18 protein-coding genes are annotated in these 19912 nt (G+C 60.9%); 1 reads left to right on the top strand and 17 read right to left on the bottom strand.

The window, feature by feature from the left end; all coding sequences use genetic code 11:
• Positions 1-219: 219 nt before the first annotated feature.
• Entirely contained in the window at positions 220-804 is a 585-nt protein-coding gene (locus ACSQ3I_RS11875) for a hypothetical protein (RefSeq protein ID WP_435999072.1), read from the top strand.
• Positions 805-825: 21 nt separating this feature from the next.
• On the opposite strand, the gene ACSQ3I_RS11870 is transcribed toward ACSQ3I_RS11875, so the two are convergent.
• The 17 genes from ACSQ3I_RS11870 to nuoF all read right to left on the bottom strand — a co-directional run bounded on the left by ACSQ3I_RS11870 (position 826) and on the right by nuoF (position 19879).
• Entirely contained in the window at positions 826-1509 is a 684-nt protein-coding gene (locus ACSQ3I_RS11870) for an ABC transporter ATP-binding protein (protein ID WP_435999070.1), read from the bottom strand.
• A gap of 15 nt (positions 1510-1524) precedes the next feature.
• The gene (locus ACSQ3I_RS11865) at positions 1525-2832 is read right to left on the bottom strand and encodes a lipoprotein-releasing ABC transporter permease subunit (RefSeq protein ID WP_435999068.1); all 1308 of its coding nucleotides are present in this window, start codon (positions 2830-2832) and stop codon (positions 1525-1527) included.
• 14 nt (positions 2833-2846) lie between these two features.
• Entirely contained in the window at positions 2847-4169 is a 1323-nt protein-coding gene (gene proS, locus ACSQ3I_RS11860) for a proline--tRNA ligase (protein WP_435999066.1), read from the bottom strand.
• Positions 4170-4735: 566 nt separating this feature from the next.
• Positions 4736-5005 carry a DUF1467 family protein gene (locus ACSQ3I_RS11855; RefSeq protein WP_435999064.1) on the bottom strand — a complete coding sequence of 90 codons (270 nt, stop codon included), beginning with the start codon at positions 5003-5005 and terminating at the stop codon, positions 4736-4738.
• 174 nt (positions 5006-5179) lie between these two features.
• A complete protein-coding gene (gene mce / locus ACSQ3I_RS11850; RefSeq protein ID WP_435999063.1) occupies positions 5180-5584 on the bottom strand; it encodes a methylmalonyl-CoA epimerase in 405 nt (134 codons plus the stop codon).
• A 23-nt stretch (positions 5585-5607) separates the two neighbouring features.
• Positions 5608-7275 (bottom strand): ribonuclease J, encoded by a 1668-nt coding sequence (locus ACSQ3I_RS11845; protein ID WP_435999061.1) that lies wholly within the window; start codon positions 7273-7275, stop codon positions 5608-5610.
• 16 nt (positions 7276-7291) lie between these two features.
• Positions 7292-8056, bottom strand: coding sequence for a biotin--[acetyl-CoA-carboxylase] ligase (locus ACSQ3I_RS11840; RefSeq protein ID WP_435999059.1), 765 nt, complete (start codon positions 8054-8056; stop codon positions 7292-7294).
• On the bottom strand, positions 8056-9498 hold the full coding sequence (gene nuoN / locus ACSQ3I_RS11835; protein WP_435999057.1) for an NADH-quinone oxidoreductase subunit NuoN: 1443 nt from the start codon (positions 9496-9498) through the stop codon (positions 8056-8058). The genes ACSQ3I_RS11840 and nuoN overlap by 1 nt, the downstream gene beginning before the upstream one ends.
• Positions 9499-9516: 18 nt before the next feature.
• Entirely contained in the window at positions 9517-11028 is a 1512-nt protein-coding gene (locus ACSQ3I_RS11830; protein WP_435999055.1) for an NADH-quinone oxidoreductase subunit M, read from the bottom strand.
• Positions 11028-13031, bottom strand: coding sequence for an NADH-quinone oxidoreductase subunit L (gene nuoL, locus ACSQ3I_RS11825; protein WP_435999053.1), 2004 nt, complete (start codon positions 13029-13031; stop codon positions 11028-11030). Before nuoL ends, ACSQ3I_RS11830 begins: the two co-directional genes overlap by 1 nt.
• A 7-nt stretch (positions 13032-13038) precedes the next feature.
• Complete coding sequence (gene nuoK, locus ACSQ3I_RS11820) at positions 13039-13347, bottom strand: NADH-quinone oxidoreductase subunit NuoK (RefSeq protein ID WP_435999051.1); 309 nt, start codon at positions 13345-13347, stop codon at positions 13039-13041.
• A 28-nt stretch (positions 13348-13375) separates the two neighbouring features.
• Positions 13376-13990, bottom strand: coding sequence for an NADH-quinone oxidoreductase subunit J (locus ACSQ3I_RS11815; RefSeq protein WP_435999050.1), 615 nt, complete (start codon positions 13988-13990; stop codon positions 13376-13378).
• 139 nt (positions 13991-14129) lie between these two features.
• Complete coding sequence (nuoI, locus tag ACSQ3I_RS11810; RefSeq protein WP_435999048.1) at positions 14130-14621, bottom strand: NADH-quinone oxidoreductase subunit NuoI; 492 nt, start codon at positions 14619-14621, stop codon at positions 14130-14132.
• 39 nt (positions 14622-14660) lie between these two features.
• On the bottom strand, positions 14661-15704 hold the full coding sequence (gene nuoH, locus ACSQ3I_RS11805; protein WP_435999046.1) for an NADH-quinone oxidoreductase subunit NuoH: 1044 nt from the start codon (positions 15702-15704) through the stop codon (positions 14661-14663).
• An 11-nt stretch (positions 15705-15715) separates the two neighbouring features.
• Positions 15716-17797: an NADH-quinone oxidoreductase subunit NuoG gene (gene nuoG, locus ACSQ3I_RS11800; protein WP_435999044.1), complete on the bottom strand. Its 2082-nt coding sequence runs from the start codon at positions 17795-17797 to the stop codon at positions 15716-15718.
• 64 nt (positions 17798-17861) lie between these two features.
• Positions 17862-18569, bottom strand: coding sequence for a 5' DNA nuclease (locus tag ACSQ3I_RS11795; protein ID WP_435999042.1), 708 nt, complete (start codon positions 18567-18569; stop codon positions 17862-17864).
• Positions 18570-18574: 5 nt separating this feature from the next.
• Positions 18575-19879, bottom strand: a complete 1305-nt coding sequence (nuoF, locus tag ACSQ3I_RS11790; RefSeq protein WP_435999040.1) for an NADH-quinone oxidoreductase subunit NuoF — start codon at positions 19877-19879, stop codon at positions 18575-18577.
• Positions 19880-19912 lie beyond the last annotated feature (33 nt).

Here is a 19912-nt window from a genome sequence, read left to right as displayed (position 1 = left end):
CTGGCGATAAACGTCACGATGGAAGCGAAGGCAGCGATATCACGAATAAAATCAGTCATTGCACCTCTCCTTACCTCTTATGTTTTTATTTTGTTCTCTTTTGGTTCACGTGTCAATCCCAATTTTGAGCCGTTCCCCGCTATTCTCCCGTCACGCGGATGCTGGACCCTTCCCCAGGCTTTGGCTATGAAAACACAGTCGAAAAAGAGGAGTACGAGAATGATCCGAGCCTTGCTCGCCGCCCTGGCGGTTGCCACCTGCGCTTCCGTCGCTTTCGCCGCAGAACCGATCGCTCCGGAGCGCATCATCGATGCCGTGACTGGCGACTGGAATAAGGACGACCAGTCCGATCTCGCACTCCTTGTGGCGCCGCCGGAAGGCGAGGACATGATCGGCATCTATATCTATGTCCGCGACAAGGATCATCCTCTGCTCAAGCTCGTGGCCGAGGCGCCGGGCAAGATCTGGGGCAACAGCAGCCTAGAAGGCATGTTCGGGCAGGACCCGTCGCTGACCGCTCTGCCGAACGGCTCGCTCGCCGTGCATTCGCAAAACAGCGGTATCGGCCGCAACCGCTGGGAACAGCAGATGACGCTCGCTTATCGCAACGGCGATTTCGTCGTCGCCGGCTATACATACAACGATTACGACACGCTCGATCCGGATGCCGGAACGAATTGCGATTACAACGTGCTGACGGGCAAGGCGAAGGTGAACGACAAGGAATTGCGCGTCGAACCGAAGTTCATCACCATTCAGAATTGGGACGACACCAAGGACCGTGGCCCCTGCGGTAACGATTGAACCGCAAGGGAAATCGCAGGATCAGAGTTCGTGTACCTTGCCGTCGCTGATCGTCACGCGACGATCCATGCGGCGGGCAAGGTCGAGATTGTGCGTGGCGATGACGGCGGCCAGGCCGGATTGGCGCACCAGCGCCTCCAGCGCGTCGAAGACGTAGTGGGCAGTCTCGGGGTCGAGATTGCCCGTCGGCTCGTCGGCCAGCAGCACCAGCGGCGCATTGGCAACGGCACGGGCAATCGCCACGCGCTGCTGCTCGCCGCCGGAAAGCTCCGCCGGGCGATGGGAGGCGCGGTGGCCGATGCGCATGTAGTCGAGCAGTTGGCTGGCGCGCTCGCGGGTTTCGTTCCAGGGCAGACCGCCGATCAGCTGCGGCATCATGATGTTTTCCAGCGCCGAAAATTCCGGCAGCAGGTGATGGAACTGGTAGACGAAGCCGATTTCCGAACGCCGGATCGCGGTGCGTTGCTCGTCGGAGAGATTGTTGCAGCTCTTGCCGTTGATGAAGACGTCGCCCTTATCCGGATGCTCCAGCAGCCCGGCGACGTGCAGCAGCGTCGACTTGCCGGTGCCGGATGGCGCCACCAGGGCGACGATCTCGCCGGAATGCAGCGTGAAATCCGCGCCCTTGAGAATCGACAGAACCGTGTCGCCCTGGCCATAATGGCGCTCGACCCCGGATAGCTGCAGTGCGATTTTGCGTTTCATGTATGCGTGTCGTCCTTATTCGTAACGCAGCGCCTGCACGGGATCGAGCCGTGAAGCGCGCCAGGCGGGAACGATCGTGGCGAGGAACGACAGGGTCAGCGCCATGATCACCACAGAGACCGTTTCGCCGACATTCATATCGGCGGGAAGCTGGCTGAGGAAATAGAGTTCCGGGTCGAACAGCACCGTGCCGGAAATCCACGAGAAGAACTGCCGGATCGATTCGATGTTGAGACAGACGATGACGCCGAGCAGGACGCCGGCCAGCGTGCCGGCGATGCCGATGGCGGCCCCCGTCATGAAGAAGATCCGCATGATCGAGCCGGAGGTGGCTCCCATGGTGCGCAGGATGGCGATATCGCTGCCTTTGTCCTTCACCAGCATGATCAGGCCGGAGATGATGTTGAGCGCCGCCACCAGCACGATCAGCGTCAGGATCATGAACATGACGTTGCGCTCCACCTGCAAGGCGGAGAAGAAGGTCTGGTTGCGCTGCCGCCAGTCGGTGATGAACACCTGCCGGCCTGCGGCTTCCTCGAGTTTCGGACGGAGTTCGTCGACGGCATCGGGATTGGCGACGAACAGCTCGATCGACTGCACCACGCCTTCGGCGTTGAAATAGAGCTGCGCCTCCTCAAGCGGCATGTAGAGGATGGAGGAGTCATATTCCGACATGCCGATCTCGAAGATGCCGGAGACGACATAGGACTTGATGCGCGGATTGACGCCGAGCGGCGTGATATCGCCCTCGGGCGACATCAGCGTGATCTGGTCGCCGGCGTTGAGACCGAACTGGTTCGCCATGCGCGAGCCGATCAGCACGCCCTGCCCGGCGGCAAAACCGACGAGATCGCCACTCTTGATATTGCCGGAGACGGTCTTCAGGGATTCGATGTCTTCAGGACGGATACCGCGCACCAGCGCGCCGGTGCCTGCGCCGCCGCGGCCGGAAGCGAGCGTCTGCCCTTCGACCAGTGGCAAGGCCATGGTGACGCCGGGAACGGCCGCAAACTTCTTGGCCAGTTCGTCGTAGTTGTCGAGCGGCGTGTCGATCGGCTGCACGATCATGTGGCCGTTGACGCCGAGAATGCGGGAGATCAGCTCGGTGCGGAAACCGTTCATCACCGCCATGACGATGATCAGCGTCGCGACACCGAGCATGATGCCGATGAAGGAGAAGCCGGCGATGACGGAGATGAAGGCCTCCTTGCGCCGCGCCCGGAGATAACGCCAGGCCACGATCCGTTCGAAGGCGGAAAACGGTCGGCCGGCCTTGCTCTTGCCAGGCTTCTCCGCCGTTTCCTTCACCGCATCCACCGCCATGTCTTCCCCTTCTGTCAGCCGATGAGCTTGTTCAATGCCGCTTCAACGGTCAGCGTCTCGCGTGCCCCGGTCTTGCGGTCCTTGAGTTCCACCTCGCCATTGGCGATGGAGCGCGGACCGACGATGACCTGGACCGGAACACCGATCAGATCGGCGGCGGCGAACTTCGTGCCGGCGCGATCGTCCGTATCGTCGTAAAGCACATCCTGACCGGCATTGCCGAGAGCCGCATACAGCCGTTCGCTGGCCGCATCGCAGGCCTCGTCGCCCGCCTTCATGTTGATGATAACGGAATCGAAAGGCGCGACGGATGCCGGCCAGATGATTCCATTTTCGTCATGCGATGCTTCAATGATGGCTGGAACAAGGCGGGTGGGGCCAATACCGTAGGAACCCATGTGGACAAGGTGTTCCTTGCCGTCCGGTCCCTGCACCTTGGCGCCCATCGGCTCGGAATATTTCGTGCCGAAATAGAAGATATGGCCGACCTCGATGCCGCGGGCCGAAAGCCGGTCGCCTTCGGCAATGGCGTTGAACGCAGCCTCGTCATGCATCTCCGAGGTCGCAGCGTAAACCGACGTCCACTGGTCGAAGATCGACTGCATGCCGGCGACGCTGTCGAAATCGGTGTTTTCAGCCGGAATGTCGAAATCGACGAAATCCTTGTGGCAGAAGACTTCCGATTCGCCGGTATCGGCAAGAATGATGAATTCGTGGCTGAGATTGCCGCCGATCGGGCCGGTGTCGGCGCGCATCGGAATGGCGCGCAGGCCAAGCCGCGAGAAGGTGCGCAGATAGGCAGCAAACATCTTGCGGTAGGAGTGCTCGGCGCCTTCCTTCGTCAGGTCGAAGGAATAGGCGTCTTTCATCAGAAACTCGCGCGAACGCATGGTGCCGAAACGCGGACGGATCTCGTCGCGGAACTTCAGCTGGATATGATAGAGGTTCAACGGCAGGTTCTTGTAGGACTTGACGTAGGAGCGGAAGATGTCGGTGATCATCTCCTCATTGGTCGGACCGTAGAGCATCGGGCGCTCCTGGCGGTCCTTGATGCGCAGCATTTCCTTGCCGTAAGCGTCGTAACGACCGCTTTCCTGCCAGAGTTCGGCGGATTGCAGGGTCGGCATCAGAAGCTCGATGGCGCCGGAGCGGTTCTGCTCCTCGCGGATGATCTTGTTGACCTTGTCCAGAACCCGCTTGCCCATCGGCAGCCAGCTGTAGATGCCCTGAGACTGCTGGCGGACCATGCCGGAACGCAGCATCAGCCGATGGGAGACAATCTCGGCCTCCTTGGGATTTTCCTTCAGTATGGGCATGAAAAAGCGGGAAAGGCGCATAAGCTCTGGTCCGGAAATTTTTAAGATTCCTCGACAGCCGGGAATCAATGAACAGGGGCAATTTTGGAAGATGTTCTTAGCCGCTTCGCGGGGCGAAAGAAACCCGCCTAAAACATGCATTTAAGGCGTCAAGCTCGAATAGCGGCCACTCGAAATATGATTTCACGGCAGAATTGAGGCGAGCTAGGATTGAAATTACACTCACCGCTTGTCAACAGAAAAAATGTACCGAAGTGTAGCAAAAATGCAAAAAAATCGGATGACAAAGCCCAATCTCTGAGCTAGTTTCGGCTCACAAAAGAGGCAAGGAGATTAAATTCTTGTCGTTTCGCGGTCAAAGTCTTGGGAGGATTAGGTCTTAGGCGCGCTCGCTCGCAGCCCCGGTAACGGTCAAAGATCACGCGATACTTCAAAAACAAGGCTTCTAGCCTTGTTTTTTTTTGCTTTTAACCGTCTGCGCAGCCTTCGCGACGCCGCTTTTCAAAAGCAGCCCCTCTTCGCAGGATTTTATGAAATCCGTATGACGAAAGGCTGCAATCGGCCGTTTTCGGCCCGGCACGGCAAACTCAATCGAATTTGGGCACGAAGCGCGGCAAGGAATCGAGGCCGAAGCCGAGATAGACGGAACAGAGATACCACGTGCCGTAGAGCACAGCCGAGACCAGCGTCGTCAGCAGCAGCACCTTTTTCGCCTGGAAGCGCGTCGGGGCGCTTTCCACGGTACCTGGCACGACATGGTCGTCTTCCGCCTGCGTGCGCAGGCCAATCGGCAGGATTGCGAAAAGCGTGATCCACCAGACGATGAAATACACTGCAAAGATGGAAAAAAGCTGCATCGGTCGTCCTTCCGGGCCTTGCCGCTCTGCATGCGGAGTTGCCCATCGCTTGGTTTCAGCCGGGCGAACGGCTTACTGCATGGTGCTACAGTGCTTTAGTACGTCTCGAGAGGCACGCGGCAATGGAGAGGCCTTATAGGGCCAAAGCCGGCCAAGCTCAAACCGGCCTTATTGTCACAGCTGTTCCAGCTCGATCAGGGTGCCGAAAAAATCCTTGGGATGCAGGAAAAGCACCGGCTTGCCATGCGCACCGATCTTCGGCTCGCCGTTACCGAGTACCCGAGCGCCGGCAGCGACAAGGCGGTCGCGGGTGGCAAGGATGTCATCCACTTCGTAGCAGATATGATGCATACCCCCGTCCGGGTTCTTCGCCAGGAAGGCACCTATCGGAGAGTTTTCGCCAAGCGGCTCCAGCAGTTCCACCTTGGTGTTCGGCAGTTCCACGAAAACCACCGTAACGCCGTGTTCCGGTAGGGCCTGCTTCTGCGACACCGCAGCACCCAGCGTGTCGCGATAGGCGTCGGAGGCCTTGCCGATATCCGGCACGGCGATGGCGATGTGGTTGATGCGTCCGAGCATGACGGTCTCCTCCCCAGGTCCGGTCAGATCTTCGTCAGGAAGACAGTGACGACAGGCTTTTTACCCCATGCCTCGTTTGCAGCGGCGCGAATGGCACGACGGACCGCCTCGCGAACGGTGTCGAGATCCTTGCGACGGGCACGCGGGATGCTTTCGACGGCGCCGAGCACGGCATCGTACAGCGTGTCGTTCATGTCCTCGCCTTCATAGTCGAATTCCGGCAGGCCCACCGGCACGACAACCGGGTCGCCAACGAAATCGAAACGGCTGTCGAGCAGCACATTCACCGCGACATGGCCGACGAAGGCCAGCTTGCGGCGTTCGCCGATACCCATCTCGTCGAAATCGCCGATCAGCTTGCCATCCTTGAAGATGCGGCCATGCGGCGCCTCGCCCACCACCTCGGCCGGCCCCGGAGCAAGCCGCAGGATGTCGCCGTTGCGTACGCGCGGCGAATTGGCGATGCCGGACTGCAGGCCGAGTTCGCGCTGCGCCGTCAGATGCGCCGCCTCGCCGTGGACGGGAACGAGGATTTCCGGCCGCGTCCACGCATACATCTGCTGCAACTCGCTGCGGCGCGGATGGCCGGAGACGTGCACGAGCGCCTCGGAATCGGTCAGCACTTGCACGCCCTGCTCGATGAGGCCGTTCTTGATGTCCTGGATCGCCTTCTCATTGCCGGGAATGGCGCGTGAGGAGAAAACCACGAGGTCGCCGGCGGTGAGCGCGATGTTGCGCATCTCGTCGCGTGCCAGCTTGGCCAGCGCCGCTCTGGGTTCGCCCTGGCTGCCGGTCAGGATGACGACGACCTTGTCGCGGGGGATGTAACCGTATTCGTCCTCGCCGATAAACGGCTTGATGCCTTCCATGATGCCGACGTCGCGGGCCACGTCGACGACGCGCTTCAGCGAACTGCCGAGCAGCAGGACTTCGCGGCCTGCCTTGTCGGCGGCCTCGGCGACCGAACGGATACGGCCGACATTCGAGGAGAACGTGGTGATCGCCACCCGGCCCTCAGCGGTTTCAATGACCTTCTGCAGGCTGTCGGAAACCTCCTGCTCCGAGGGCGAAACGCCATCGCGCAGCGCATTGGTGCTGTCGCACATCAGGGCGAGGACGCCTTCGTCGCCGATCTCGCGAAAGCGCTTCTCGTTGGTCAGCGGACCGAGCGACGGCTGAGCATCGATCTTCCAGTCGCCGGTGTGGACGACATTGCCGAGCGGCGTGCGGATCACCAGCGCCATCGGCTCGGGGATCGAGTGATTGACGGCAACAGCCTCGATGCTGAACGGGCCGACATTGATCACGTCACCCGCCTTGAACGGCGTTACCGGAATATCGCCACGCGATTCCTCGTAACGGCGCTTGGCCTCCAGCAGGCCGGCCGTGAAACCGGAGGCGTAGACCGGCACGTTGAGGCCAGGCCAGAGGTCGTTCAGGCCACCATAATGGTCTTCATGCGCATGGGTGATGATGATCGCCTTGAGGTTCTTGCGCTCACTGGCGAGGAAGCTGATGTCCGGAAGGACGAGGTCCACGCCCGGCAGGTCCGGACCCGGAAAGGTCACGCCGCAATCGACCATGATCCATTGACGATTGGTAGGCGCCCCATAACCGTAGAGCGCGAGATTCATGCCGATCTCGCCGACGCCGCCGAGCGGCACAAACACCAGTTCTTCTTTATTTGTCATATTATCTGGTTCCAAATCATTCGAAAAAGACGTCGCCCGCAGCAATCGGCAACAACCGCCCGCCGCCGGTATCGAGCATCAGCAAACCGTTGTCATCAATACCTGCGAACTGCCCGGAAAGCGACTTGTCCGGCAGGTTGACGGTAATCTTTTCTCCAACCCCGCAGGCGCCCCGACGCCACAACTCCACCACCGAAGCGATACCGCGTCCGCGGTTCCAAAGCACCAACATATCGTTCATCGAAACGTAGAGATGCGCAAACAGTTCGTCGGGAGAAACGGCGGCACCCTGTGCAGCCAACGAGGTGACCGGATATTGAGCGCTATCGGGCATGACGGCGATGTTGATGCCGATGCCGATGACCAGCGCCTGGCGTCCGTCGGAAAGGTTTTCGCTTTCGAGCAGGATGCCGCAGGTCTTCTTGCGGCCGATCAGGATATCATTCGGCCATTTGATCTCGACGGGTTCGGCGCCAGGCGGCACCACCTTGCGGATTGCATCGTGCACGGCAACAGCCACGGCAAGCGGCAGGGATGGCAGCCGGTCAAGCGGCGCGGGATCGATCAGCAGAAGGGAAGCGTAGAGATTGCCGGGCTCCGAGGCCCAGGGCCGCCCGCGGCGGCCGCGCCCGCCGGTCTGACGGCGGGCTGTGATCCAGAGTTGCCCCGGATCGCCGGCGCGCGCACGCGCCAGGCATTCGGTATTGGTGGAAGAGACATCGCCGAGCGCCTCGTGCCGGACATCGGTCTGCGTCGCCCGGCTATGTCTCCTGTCATCCATCAAAAGAACGAAGCGGAGGCCGCTTCCGCAGCAGCCCCGAGCGGGCCGCCGATCAGCACGTAGCCTGCGACGAACAGGCCGGACAGGCCAAAGACCAGACGCAGCACGCCGGAGGTGCGGGCAAACTCACCCTTGGCCTCATCGAACCACATCAGCTTGATGACGCGCAGATAGTAGTAGCAGCCGACGACGGAAGCGAGCACACCGATGATCGCCAGCGCATAGAGCTTGGCCTCGATGGCCGCGACGAAGACAAAATACTTCCCGAAGAAGCCGGCGAGCGGCGGAATGCCGGCAAGCGAGAACATCAGCGCCGTCAGCACGACCGCCATGAACGGGTTGGTGGCGGAAAGACCGGCGAGATCGTCGATGTTTTCCGTCACGCCGCCGTCCTTGCGGCGCATCGCCATGATGCAGGCGAAGGTGCCGAGCGTCATGACCATGTAGATGGTCATGTAGATCAGTACGCCGGAAACACCGGTCTTGGTGCCGGCCGCGAGACCGACGAGCGCGTAACCCATGTGACCGATGGAGGAATAGGCCATCAGTCGCTTGATGTTGCGCTGGCCGATGGCAGCGAAGGCACCGAGCACCATCGAGGCAATGGCGATAAAGGAGATCACCTGCTGCCAGTCGAGCTTGATCGGCTCGAAGGCGGTGCCGACGATGCGCACGAGCATGGCCATGGCGGCGATCTTCGGTGCTGCGGCAAAGAAGGCGGTCACCGGGGTCGGCGCACCTTCGTATACGTCCGGCGTCCACATGTGGAACGGCACGGCCGAGATCTTGAAGGCAAAACCGGTCAGCACGAAAACGAGGCCGAACAGCAGGCCGACGGAGCGGGTTTCGCTGGAAAGCGCGGTAGCGATTTCGGCAAAACCGGTATGGCCAGTGAAGCCGTAGACCAGCGACATGCCGTAGAGCATCATGCCCGAAGACAGAGCGCCGAGAACGAAATATTTCAGGCCGGCTTCGGTGGACTTCAGGCTATCACGGTTGATGGCCGCGACGACATAGAGCGCCAGCGACTGCAGTTCGAGCGCCAGATAGGCGGAGATCAGGTCGTTGGCCGAGATCATCAACAGGATGCCGAGCGTCGCCAGCACCAGAAGTACCGGGAACTCGAACTGGTTGAGATGTTCGGAGCGCGACTGACCGAGCGTCATGATGATCGCCACCACCGAACCGATCAGCGCCACGACCTTGAGGAAGCGGGCAAAGGCATCCGATACGAACACACCGCCAAACGCCAGGCCGTCGGCACCCGACAGCAGCATCCAGCCGCCGGAGACGACCAGCAGCAGGATGGCGAGCACGGTTACCGTGGTCCCCGACTTTTCGCCGGAGAACACACCGATCATCAGAAGCGCCAGGGCGCCTATCGCCAGAATGATTTCCGGCGTTGCGAGATGCAGACTTGCGAGCAGAATTTCAGCCGTCATGTCCTAAGATTCCTGTCGTCATTTCACCGACAGCGCGACATCGTGCGCTGCCTGCAAGGCTGCAGTATAATTGTTGACCAGCAGATCCACGGAGGCTGCCGTCGCATCGAAGATCGGTGCCGGGTAGACGCCGAAGAAGATCGTCAGAACGATCAGGGGGTAGAGAAGAACCTGTTCGCGCGGGGAGAGATCGAACAGCGCCTTCAGGCTTTCCTTCTCCAGCGCGCCGAAAACCATGCGGCGATAGAGCCACATGGCATAGGCAGCCGACAGGATCACACCCGTCGCGGCGAAGAGCGCAACCCAGGTGTTGGCGCGGAAGACGCCGATCAGGGTCAGGAATTCACCGATGAAGCCGGACGTACCGGGCAGGCCGACGTTCGCCATGGTAAAGACCATGAAGGCGAAGGCATACTTCGGCATGTTGTTGACCAGGCCGCCATAGGCAGCGATCTCGCGGGTATGCAGGCGATCATAGACCACGCCGACGCAGAGGAAGAGCGCGCCCGACACGAAGCCGTGCGAAATCATCTGGAACAGCGCGCCCTGGACGCCCTGGACGTTGGCCGCGAAGATACCCATCGTCACGTAACCCATGTGGGCGACCGAGGAGTAGGCGATCAGCTTCTTCATGTCCTCCTGCATCAGCGCCACCAGCGAGGTGTAGATGATGGCGATGACGGACAAGGCGAAGACCATCGGCGCGAAATAGTCGGAAGCGAGCGGGAACATGGCCAGCGAGAAGCGGATCATGCCGTAGCCGCCGAGCTTCAAGAGAATGCCGGCCAGGATGACCGACCCTGCGGTCGGCGCCTGAACGTGCGCATCCGGAAGCCAGGTGTGTACCGGCCACATCGGCATCTTCACCGCAAACGAAGCAAAGAAGGCGAGCCACAGCCAAGTCTGCAGACCTGCCGGGAACTGGTACTTCAGCAGTTCGGTGATGTCGGTGGTGCCAGCCTGCCAGTACATCGCCATGATGGCGAGCATCATCAGCACCGAGCCGAGCAGCGTATAGAGGAAGAACTTGTAGCTGGCGTAGACGCGATCCTTGCCGCCCCAGACGCCGATGATCAGGAACATCGGGATCAGGCCGCCTTCGAAGAAGACGTAGAACAGCACGATGTCGAGCGACACGAAGACGCCGATCATCAGCGTTTCCAGCATCAGGAAGGCGATCATATACTGCTTCAGCCGCTTCTCGATCGAGAGCCAGCTGGCGAGGATGCAGAAGGGCATCAGAAGCGTCGTCAGGATGACGAACAGCATAGAAATGCCGTCGACGCCGACGTGATAGCCGATGCCGGTGCCGAGCCATGCAGCCTTTTCTACCATCTGGAAGCCCGGGTTCGAATTGTCGAAACCGATCCAGATGAACAGCGACACGAGGAAGGTGAACAGCGTCGTGAACAGCGAGACGTTCAGCACGTTCCGCCGGCCGTTCGGCGTGTCATCCCTCGTGAGCAGCAGGAAGAGGACGCCGACCAGCGGCAGGAACGTGACCGTTGAAAGAATGGGCCAATCGGTCATCAGAAGGAACTCCCGAGCATCATCCAGGTGACGAGCGCCGCAACGCCGATCAGCATGGCAAAGGCATAATGATAGAGGTAACCGGTCTGCAGGCGCACAACGCGGTTGGTCACGTCGACGACGCGGGCGGCAATGCCGTTCGGGCCGTAGGTGTCGATCACGGCAACGTCACCCTTCTTCCAGAGGAAGCGGCCAAGCGCCTTGGCGGAACGGACGAACAGGAAGTCGTAGAGTTCGTCGAAGTACCACTTGTTGAGCAGGAACTGGTAGAGCACGCGATGCTGCTGGGCCAGGATCTTCGGCGTTTCCGGCGACTTGATGTACATGTACCAGGCGGTGACGAAACCGGTGACCATCGCGATGAACGGGCTCCACTTCACCAGCAGTGGCACATGATGGAAGTGTTCGAGGATCTCGTTTTCCGGCAGGGTGAACAATGCGCCCTTCCAGAATTCGGCATAGTGGTGACCGAAGAAGTAACCTTCGAAGATCACGCCGGCGAGAACCGCGCCGACTGCCAGGATATAAAGCGGCAGCAACATCACCATCGGCGATTCATGCACGTGATGCATGACCTCGTGCGACGCACGCGGCTTGCCGAAGAAGGTGAGGAAGGCCAGGCGCCAGGAATAGAAGCTGGTGAACAGCGCGGCGATGACCAGCAGCGTGAAGGCAAAGCCGGAAACCGCCGAATGCGAGGCGTAGGCGGATTCGATGATCACGTCCTTGGAGAAGAATCCGGCAAAGCCGAACATCGTGCCGGGGATGCCGACGCCGGTCAGTGCCAGCGTGCCGATGGTCATCATCCAGAAGGTCACCGGGATGTGCTTGCGCAGGCCGCCCATGTAGCGCATGTCCTGCTCGCCGTCGACGGCATGGATGACCGAGCCGGCGCCAAGGAACAGCAGCGCCTTGAAGAAGGCGTGCGTGAACAGGTGGAAGATCGCAGCGCCATAGGCGCCGACGCCCAGCGCCACGAACATGTAGCCGAGCTGCGAGCAGGTCGAATAGGCGATGACGCGCTTGATGTCGTTCTGCACCAGGCCGACGGTCGCCGCAAAGAAGGCGGTGATGGCGCCGATGACGGTGACGACGGTCAGCGCATCATGCGACAGTTCGAACAGCGGCGACATGCGGGCGACGAGGAACACGCCGGCGGTGACCATGGTTGCGGCGTGGATGAGCGCCGATACCGGCGTCGGCCCTTCCATGGCGTCCGGCAGCCAGGTGTGCAGCAGGAACTGCGCCGACTTGCCCATGGCGCCCATGAAGAGCAGCAGGCAGACGGCGGTCAGCGCATGCGCCTTGTCGAGATGCATGCCGAAGAGGTTGATCACGGCTTCGCCGCCCTCGACAGCACCTTCGGCCGGCAGGTAGGTCGCAGCCGTTGCGAAGATCGTCTCGAAGTTGATCGAGCCGAACAGAACGAAGACGCCGGAGATGCCGAGGATGAAGCCGAAGTCACCGACACGGTTGACGATGAAGGCCTTCATCGCCGCCGCATTGGCTGAGGGCTTCTTGAACCAGAAGCCGATGAGCAGGTAGGACGCCAGGCCCACGCCTTCCCAGCCGAAGAACATCTGCAGCAGGTTGTCCGACGTGATGAGCATGAGCATCATGAAGGTGAACAGCGACAGATAGGCGAAGAAGCGCGGCCGATGCGGATCGTGGTGCATGTAGCCGATCGAATAGAGGTGCACCAGGGTCGAGACGGTGTTAACGACGACGAACATCACCGAGGTCAGCGTATCGACGCGGAAGGCCCACTCGACGTCGATGCCGCCGGACTGGATCCAGCGCAGGACGGAGACCTTGATCACCTCATGGCCTTCGCCATGGCCGAGCGCCACGGTGAAGAATGCGATCCACGAGAGGATCGCCACCACGATCATCAGGCCGGTGGTGACGTATTCCGAAGCCTTGGCGCCGATGGCGCGACCGAACAGGCCGGCGATGATGGCGCCGATCAGGGGAAGGAAAACGATGGCTTTGTAAAGGATCATAGCCGGTTCAGCCCTTCATCACATTGACGTCTTCGACGGCGATGGAGCCGCGGTTACGATAGAAGACCACGAGAATTGCAAGACCGATCGCCGCTTCCGCCGCCGCCACCGTCAGGATGAACAGGGCGAAGACCTGACCCGTGATGTCGTTGAGGAAGGAAGAGAAGGCGACCATGTTGATATTGACCGCAAGCAGGATCAGTTCGATCGACATGAGAATGACGATGACGTTCTTGCGGTTGAGGAAAATGCCGAAAACACCGAGCGTGAAGAGGATGGCACTGACCGTCAGGTAATGGGAAAGACCGATTTCCATATTTTGTTTCCTTGACCTCGTGCGCGCTTCAGACGCCCTGCCCCGGCTTGACCTTGACCACCTCGACGGCGGTTGCCGGCGTGCGGGCGACCTGCTGGGAAATATCCTGCCGCTTGATGTTCTGGCGGTGACGCAGCGTCAGCACGATGGCGCCGATCATCGCGACCAGGAGCACAAGGCCGGCGATCTGGAAGAAATAGACATAGTGGGTATAGAGAACGTCGCCGAGCGCCGCCGTGTTGGTGCGTTCCGTCAGCGCCGGAATGGGCATCGCCACCGTCTTGCCGATTTCCGGCGAGATCACGCTGCCGCCGATGACGATGATCAGTTCCGCCGCCAGGATGACCCCGATCAGCGCACCGATTGGCGCATATTCGAGAACGCCCGAGCGCAACTCCGCGAAGTCGATATCGAGCATCATCACGACGAAGAGGAAGAGAACCGCCACAGCGCCGACATAAACGACCAGCAGGATCATCGCCAGGAATTCAGCGCCCGTCAGCAGGAAAAGGCCGGCGGAGTTGAAGAAGGTGAGGATCAGGAACAGAACCGAATGGACCGGATTCCGTGCCGAGATCACCATGAACGCCGACGCCACAGCGATGAAGGCGAAGAGATAGAAAAAAAGAGCCTGCAGACCCATGTTGGTGCCTTTTCGTCTTCCCCCGGGCGGACTGTCCCCTGCCCGATGGAGTTTTGCCGGCCTCGATGACGCTGCCGGCGCTCCGTTTTAATTGAACCGCGACGGGATGTTCCCGGGGCGGCATACATTCAAAAGCCGATCAGCGGTACGGCGAGTCGATCGCGATGTTGCGCGCGATTTCGCGCTCCCAGCGGTCGCCATTGTCGAGCAGACGGGCCTTGTCGAAATAGAGCTCTTCGCGCGTTTCCGTCGCGAACTCGAAGTTCGGACCTTCGACGATGGCATCGACCGGGCAAGCTTCCTGGCAGAAACCGCAATAGATGCACTTCACCATGTCGATGTCGTAGCGCACCGTGCGGCGGGTGCCGTCGTTGCGGCGCGGCCCGGCTTCGATGGTGATCGCCTGGGCGGGACAGATGGCTTCGCACAGCTTGCAGGCGATGCAGCGCTCCTCACCGTTGGGATAACGGCGCAGTGCATGTTCGCCGCGGAAGCGCGGAGAAACCGGTCCCTTTTCGAACGGGTAGTTCACCGTCGCCTTGGCGCGGAAGAAGTAACGCATCGACAGGAAAAAGGCGCCGACGAATTCCTTCAGGAAGAGCGAACTGACGGCTTGCGAAAGACCGGCCATCTTAATCTCCAAATTTGCCAGAAACGGATGGGTTCATGATCAGGCCCAACCCATCAGCTTCAGCACGAATGCAACAATGATCACCATGGCGAGCGAAATCGGCAGGAAGACCTTCCAACCCAGACGCATCAGCTGGTCATAGCGGTAGCGCGGTACGAAGGCCTTCACCATGGCGAACATGAAGAACACCATTGTCGCCTTGATGACGAACCAGATGATACCCGGCACCCAGTTGAGGACCGCGATATCGAGCGGCGGCAACCAGCCCCCGAGGAACAGGATCGTTGTCAGCGAGCACATCAGCACAATCGCCGCATATTCGCCGAGCATGAACATCATGTAGGGCGCGGACGAATATTCGACCATGAAGCCAGCGACCAGTTCCGATTCCGCTTCCGGAAGATCGAAGGGCGGACGGTTGGTTTCTGCCAGCGCCGAAATGAAGAAGATGATGAACATCGGGAACAGCGCCAGCCAGTGCCAGTCGAGGAACGAGGCAGGCATGCCCATCATGGTGCCGAGACCATCCTTCTGGGCCATGACGATGTCCGTAAGGTTCAGCGAACCGACGCAGAGCAGCACGGTGACGATGACGAAGCCGATCGAGACTTCGTAGGACACCATCTGCGCGGCGGAGCGGAGCGCGCCGAGGAACGGGTACTTCGAGTTCGAAGCCCAGCCACCCATGATGATGCCGTAGACTTCCAGCGACGAGATCGCGAAGACGTAGAGGATGCCGACGTTGATGTTGGCGACCACCCAGCCCTCGTTGAGCGGGATCACCGCCCAGGTGGCGAGCGCCAAGGTCACGGCGACGAGCGGGGCGAGCAGGAAGACGCCCTTGTTGGCGCCGGCCGGAATGATCGGCTCCTTGAAGACGAACTTCAGAAGGTCGGCAAAGGACTGGAACAGACCCCAAGGACCGACGACGTTCGGGCCGCGACGAAGCTGCACGGCAGCCCAGATCTTGCGGTCGGCAAGCAGGATGTAAGCGATGAAGACGAGCAGGCAGACGAGAAGCAGCAGCGACTGTCCGACCATGATGGCCGCCGGCCAGACGTAGTTAGAAACGAAAGAGTCCATGGTCCCTGCCCTTACTCTGCCGCGACTTTGAAATTGTTGCGGGCAAGCGCCGAGCACTCCGCCATGACGGCCGAAGCGCGCGCTATCGGGTTCGTCAAATAGAAGTCTTTCACGGTCGACGCAAACCCGGATTTGTTGATGACACCGCCTTTTTCCGCCAGTGCGGCAATTTCGCCTGCATTGCCTGCGGCGATCTCGTCCGTGTGGGCGAAATGCGGGTGCGCGGCATAGAGTTTTGCACGCAAAGCGCCAAGCGAATCAAAGGGAAGACGCTTGCCGAGCACGTCCGACAGAGCGCGGATGATTGCCCAGTCTTCCTTGGCGTCGCCCGGTGCAAAGCCGGCCCGGTTGCCCATCTGAACGCGGCCTTCTGTGTTAACCCAGATGCCCGACTTTTCGGTGTAGGTCGCAGCCGGCAGGATGACGTCGGCGCCATGCGCGCCGTTGTCGCCGTGCGAACCGATATAGACGGTAAACTTGGCGGTCTTGGCCGAGGTGTCGAATTCGTCGGCGCCGAGCAGGAAAAGCACGTCCATCGACTTCAGCATCTCGGCGGCGTTGACGCCATTGGCGCCCGGCACGAAGCCGAGATCCAGGCCGCCGACGCGCGATGCTGCGGTGTGCAGCACGGCAAAACCGTTCCACTCTTCGGTGATCGCACCGACCGAAACGGCAAGTGCAGCTGCCTGCGACAGGATCGCCGCACCGTCCGCACGGGCGAGCGCGCCCTGGCCGATGATGATCAGCGGGTTCTTGGCGCCCTTCAGCTTGTCGAGGAAGGAGTGGTTGCCGGCGACGAGATCCGCCAGGCTGTCGGTGCCGGCACCGATGTATTCGTAATCATAACGCAGTTCGCCGGCTTCGCCGATCAGGCCGATCGGGAAACCGCCGCGGCGCCAGCGCTTGCGGATGCGGGCGTTGAGAACGGCAGCCTCGAAGCGCGGATTGGCACCGATGATCAGCAGGGCGTCAGCGGCTTCGATGCCTTCAATGGTCGGATTGAAGAGGTAGCTTGCGCGACCGAGCGACGGATCAAGCGCCGTCCCGTCCAAGCGACAGTCGAGGTTTTCCGAGCCGAGCGATTTGATCAGTTCCGACAGGGCGTACATTTCTTCGACGGAAGCAAGATCGCCGGCAATCGCACCAATCTTGTTTCCAGAGGTGCCGGCGACAGCAGCCTTGATAGCGCCAAAAGCTTCGCCCCACGTGGCGGGCTGCAGGCGGCCGTCGCGGCGCACGTACGGCCGGTCGAGACGCTGGGTCTTCAAGCCGTCCCAGATGAAGCGGGTCTTGTCGGAGATCCACTCTTCGTTGATCGCCTCGTTGACGCGCGGCAGAACGCGCATGACTTCGCGACCGCGGGTATCGACGCGGATCGCCGAGCCGAGCGCGTCCATGACGTCGATCGATTCGGTCTTGTTCAGTTCCCACGGACGGGCGGTGAAGGCGAAGGGCTTGGAGGTCAGCGCGCCGACCGGGCAAAGGTCAACGACGTTACCCTGCAACTCGGAGGTCATCGCCTGCTCGAGATAGGTGGTGATCTCGGCATCCTCGCCGCGGCCGATCAGGCCGAGCTCGGTGATACCGCCGACTTCGGTGGTGAAGCGGACGCAGCGCGTGCAGTGGATGCAGCGGTTCATCACGGTCTTGACCAGCGGGCCAATATACTTGTCTTCGACGGCGCGCTTGTTTTCCTGATAGCGCGACGTGTCGATGCCGAAGGCCATCGCCTGGTCCTGCAGGTCGCATTCGCCGCCCTGGTCGCAGATCGGGCAATCCAGCGGGTGGTTGATCAGCAGGAATTCCATTACGCCCTCGCGGGCCTTCTTCACCATCGGCGTGTTGGTGAAGATCTCGGGAAGTTCGCCGTTCGGGCCGCCGCGGACGTCGCGCACACCCATGGCGCAGGAGGCTGCCGGCTTCGGCGGGCCGCCCTTTACTTCAATGAGACACATGCGGCAATTGCCGGCAACCGACAAACGCTCGTGAAAACAAAAGCGCGGAACCTCGGCGCCGGCTTCTTCGCACGCCTGCAGCAGCGTGAAATGATCCGGTACCTCGATCTCTTTACCGTCAACTTTTAGCTTCGCCATCGTACCTTACGTCCTGTTTTGTCTGCTGCCGCAAACCTGTCCTTCGTCCGCCCGCCGGGGCGTCTTATTTCTTCGTCGTCTTCGTGCCGGCAAGCGCCTTGGCCTGGCCGATCCAGTCGTCACGGCCGATGCGGCCCTCGACGCCGAGTTCGGCGTCAAACCGCTTGATGTCGTCCTCGCTCCAGCCGGCAATATCGGCGAAACGGGAAACACCCTTACCGTTCAGAACCTGCTCCAGCTTCGGGCCGATGCCGTCGATACGCTTGAGATCGTCCGCCTTCGTCCGCCGCACCGCCTTAACGGGGGTGGCGACAACCGGTTTCTCTTCCTTGGCTTTCGGCGTGGCCTTGGCGGTCACGACCGGCTTTACCTTCTCTTTCAAAACTGGCTTGGCAACGGGTTCAGCCTTGGCTTCCACCACCGGCTCTTCGACCGCACGCAGCACCGGCTTCAACGGAACGACCTTCGCGGTCTCCGTCCGCACCACGACTGGCTTGGCTTCCTTGGCGACGGGTTCAACCTTCGCAGCCGCCCCCTGCCCTTCCGCCATCTGTTTTTCGAGAAGAGCGGAAAAACGCTGGCTGGTTTCGACCGCGCTCTGCAGCGCGCCGAGAAACGCACCGGCCATCTGCGTGGAGAAGCCGAAGCCGATGGTCGCGGCGGCCGCAAATGCTGCAGCCGGATGCGCGGCGAACGGATGCAACGGCGGCAGCGCGGTGCCAGCGGTGTCGTTCGCCGTCTCTTTCGTGCTCTTGCCTGCCGTTTCCGTCATGTCGTTTACTCCGCTGCTTCCAGAACGGCGCCATGCGCCGTGGCGTTGCGTGTGAACTCGTCGATACGCTTTTCCATCTCCGGGCGGAAGTTGCGGATCAGGCCCTGGATCGGCCAGGCCGCAGCATCGCCCAACGCACAGATCGTATGACCTTCCACCTGCTTCGATACCTGGAAGAGCATGTCGATCTCGCGCTTCTGGGCATTGCCCTTCACCATGCGCTCCATCACCCGCATCATCCAGCCGGTACCTTCGCGGCAGGGCGTGCACTGGCCGCAGCTTTCGTGCTTGTAGAAAGCCGCCAGGCGCCAGATCGCCTTCACGATATCCGTCGACTTGTCCATGACGATGACGGCGGCCGTACCGAAGGACGACTTCACGTCACGCATGCCATCGAAATCCATCGGCGCATCCAGAATATCCTCGCCCTTCACCACAGGACAGGACGAGCCGCCGGGGATGACGCCGAGAAGATTGTCCCAGCCGCCGCGGATGCCGCCGCAATGGCGCTCGATCAGTTCGCGGAAAGGAATGCCCATCGCTTCTTCGACGGTGCACGGCTTGTTGACGTGACCGGAAACCATGAACAGCTTGGTGCCGACATTGTTCGGCCGGCCGATGGCCGAGAACCAGCTGGCACCGCGGCGCAGGATCGTCGGCGCAACGGCAATCGATTCGACGTTGTTGACCGTGGTCGGGCAGCCGTAGAGACCCATGTTGGCCGGGAACGGCGGCTTCAGGCGCGGCTGGCCCTTCTTGCCTTCGAGGCTTTCGAGCAGCGCGGTTTCTTCGCCGCAGATATAGGCGCCGGCGCCATGGTGCAGGAACACGTCCATGTCCCAGCCGTGCTTGTTGTTCTTGCCGAGCAGACCGGCGTCATAGCATTCGTCGATCGCCGCCTGCAGGGCTTCGCGCTCGCGCATATATTCGCCACGGATATAGATGTAGGCGGTGTGGGCGCCCATGGCGAAGGAGGCAATCAGGCAGCCTTCGATCAGCGTATGCGGATCGTGGCGCATGATGTCGCGGTCCTTGCAGGTACCGGGCTCCGATTCGTCGGCATTGACGACGAGGTAGTGCGGCCGGCCGTCGCTTTCCTTCGGCATGAAGGACCACTTCAGGCCGGTGGGGAAGCCGGCGCCGCCGCGGCCGCGCAGGCCCGACGCCTTCATCTCGTTGATGATCCAGTCGCGACCCTTTTCGAGAATCTGCTTGGTGCCATCCCAATGGCCACGGCTCATGGCGCCCTTCAGGGACTTGTCCTTGAGGCCGTAGATATTGGTGAAGATGCGATCCTGATCAGCTAGCATGGCTCTTATTCCGCCGGTTCGTCGATATTGTCG

The organism is Rhizobium sp. LjRoot30 (assembly GCF_964253915.1).
Lineage (GTDB): Bacteria > Pseudomonadota > Alphaproteobacteria > Rhizobiales > Rhizobiaceae > Metarhizobium.
This window is presented reverse-complemented; position numbering and strand designations above follow the sequence as displayed.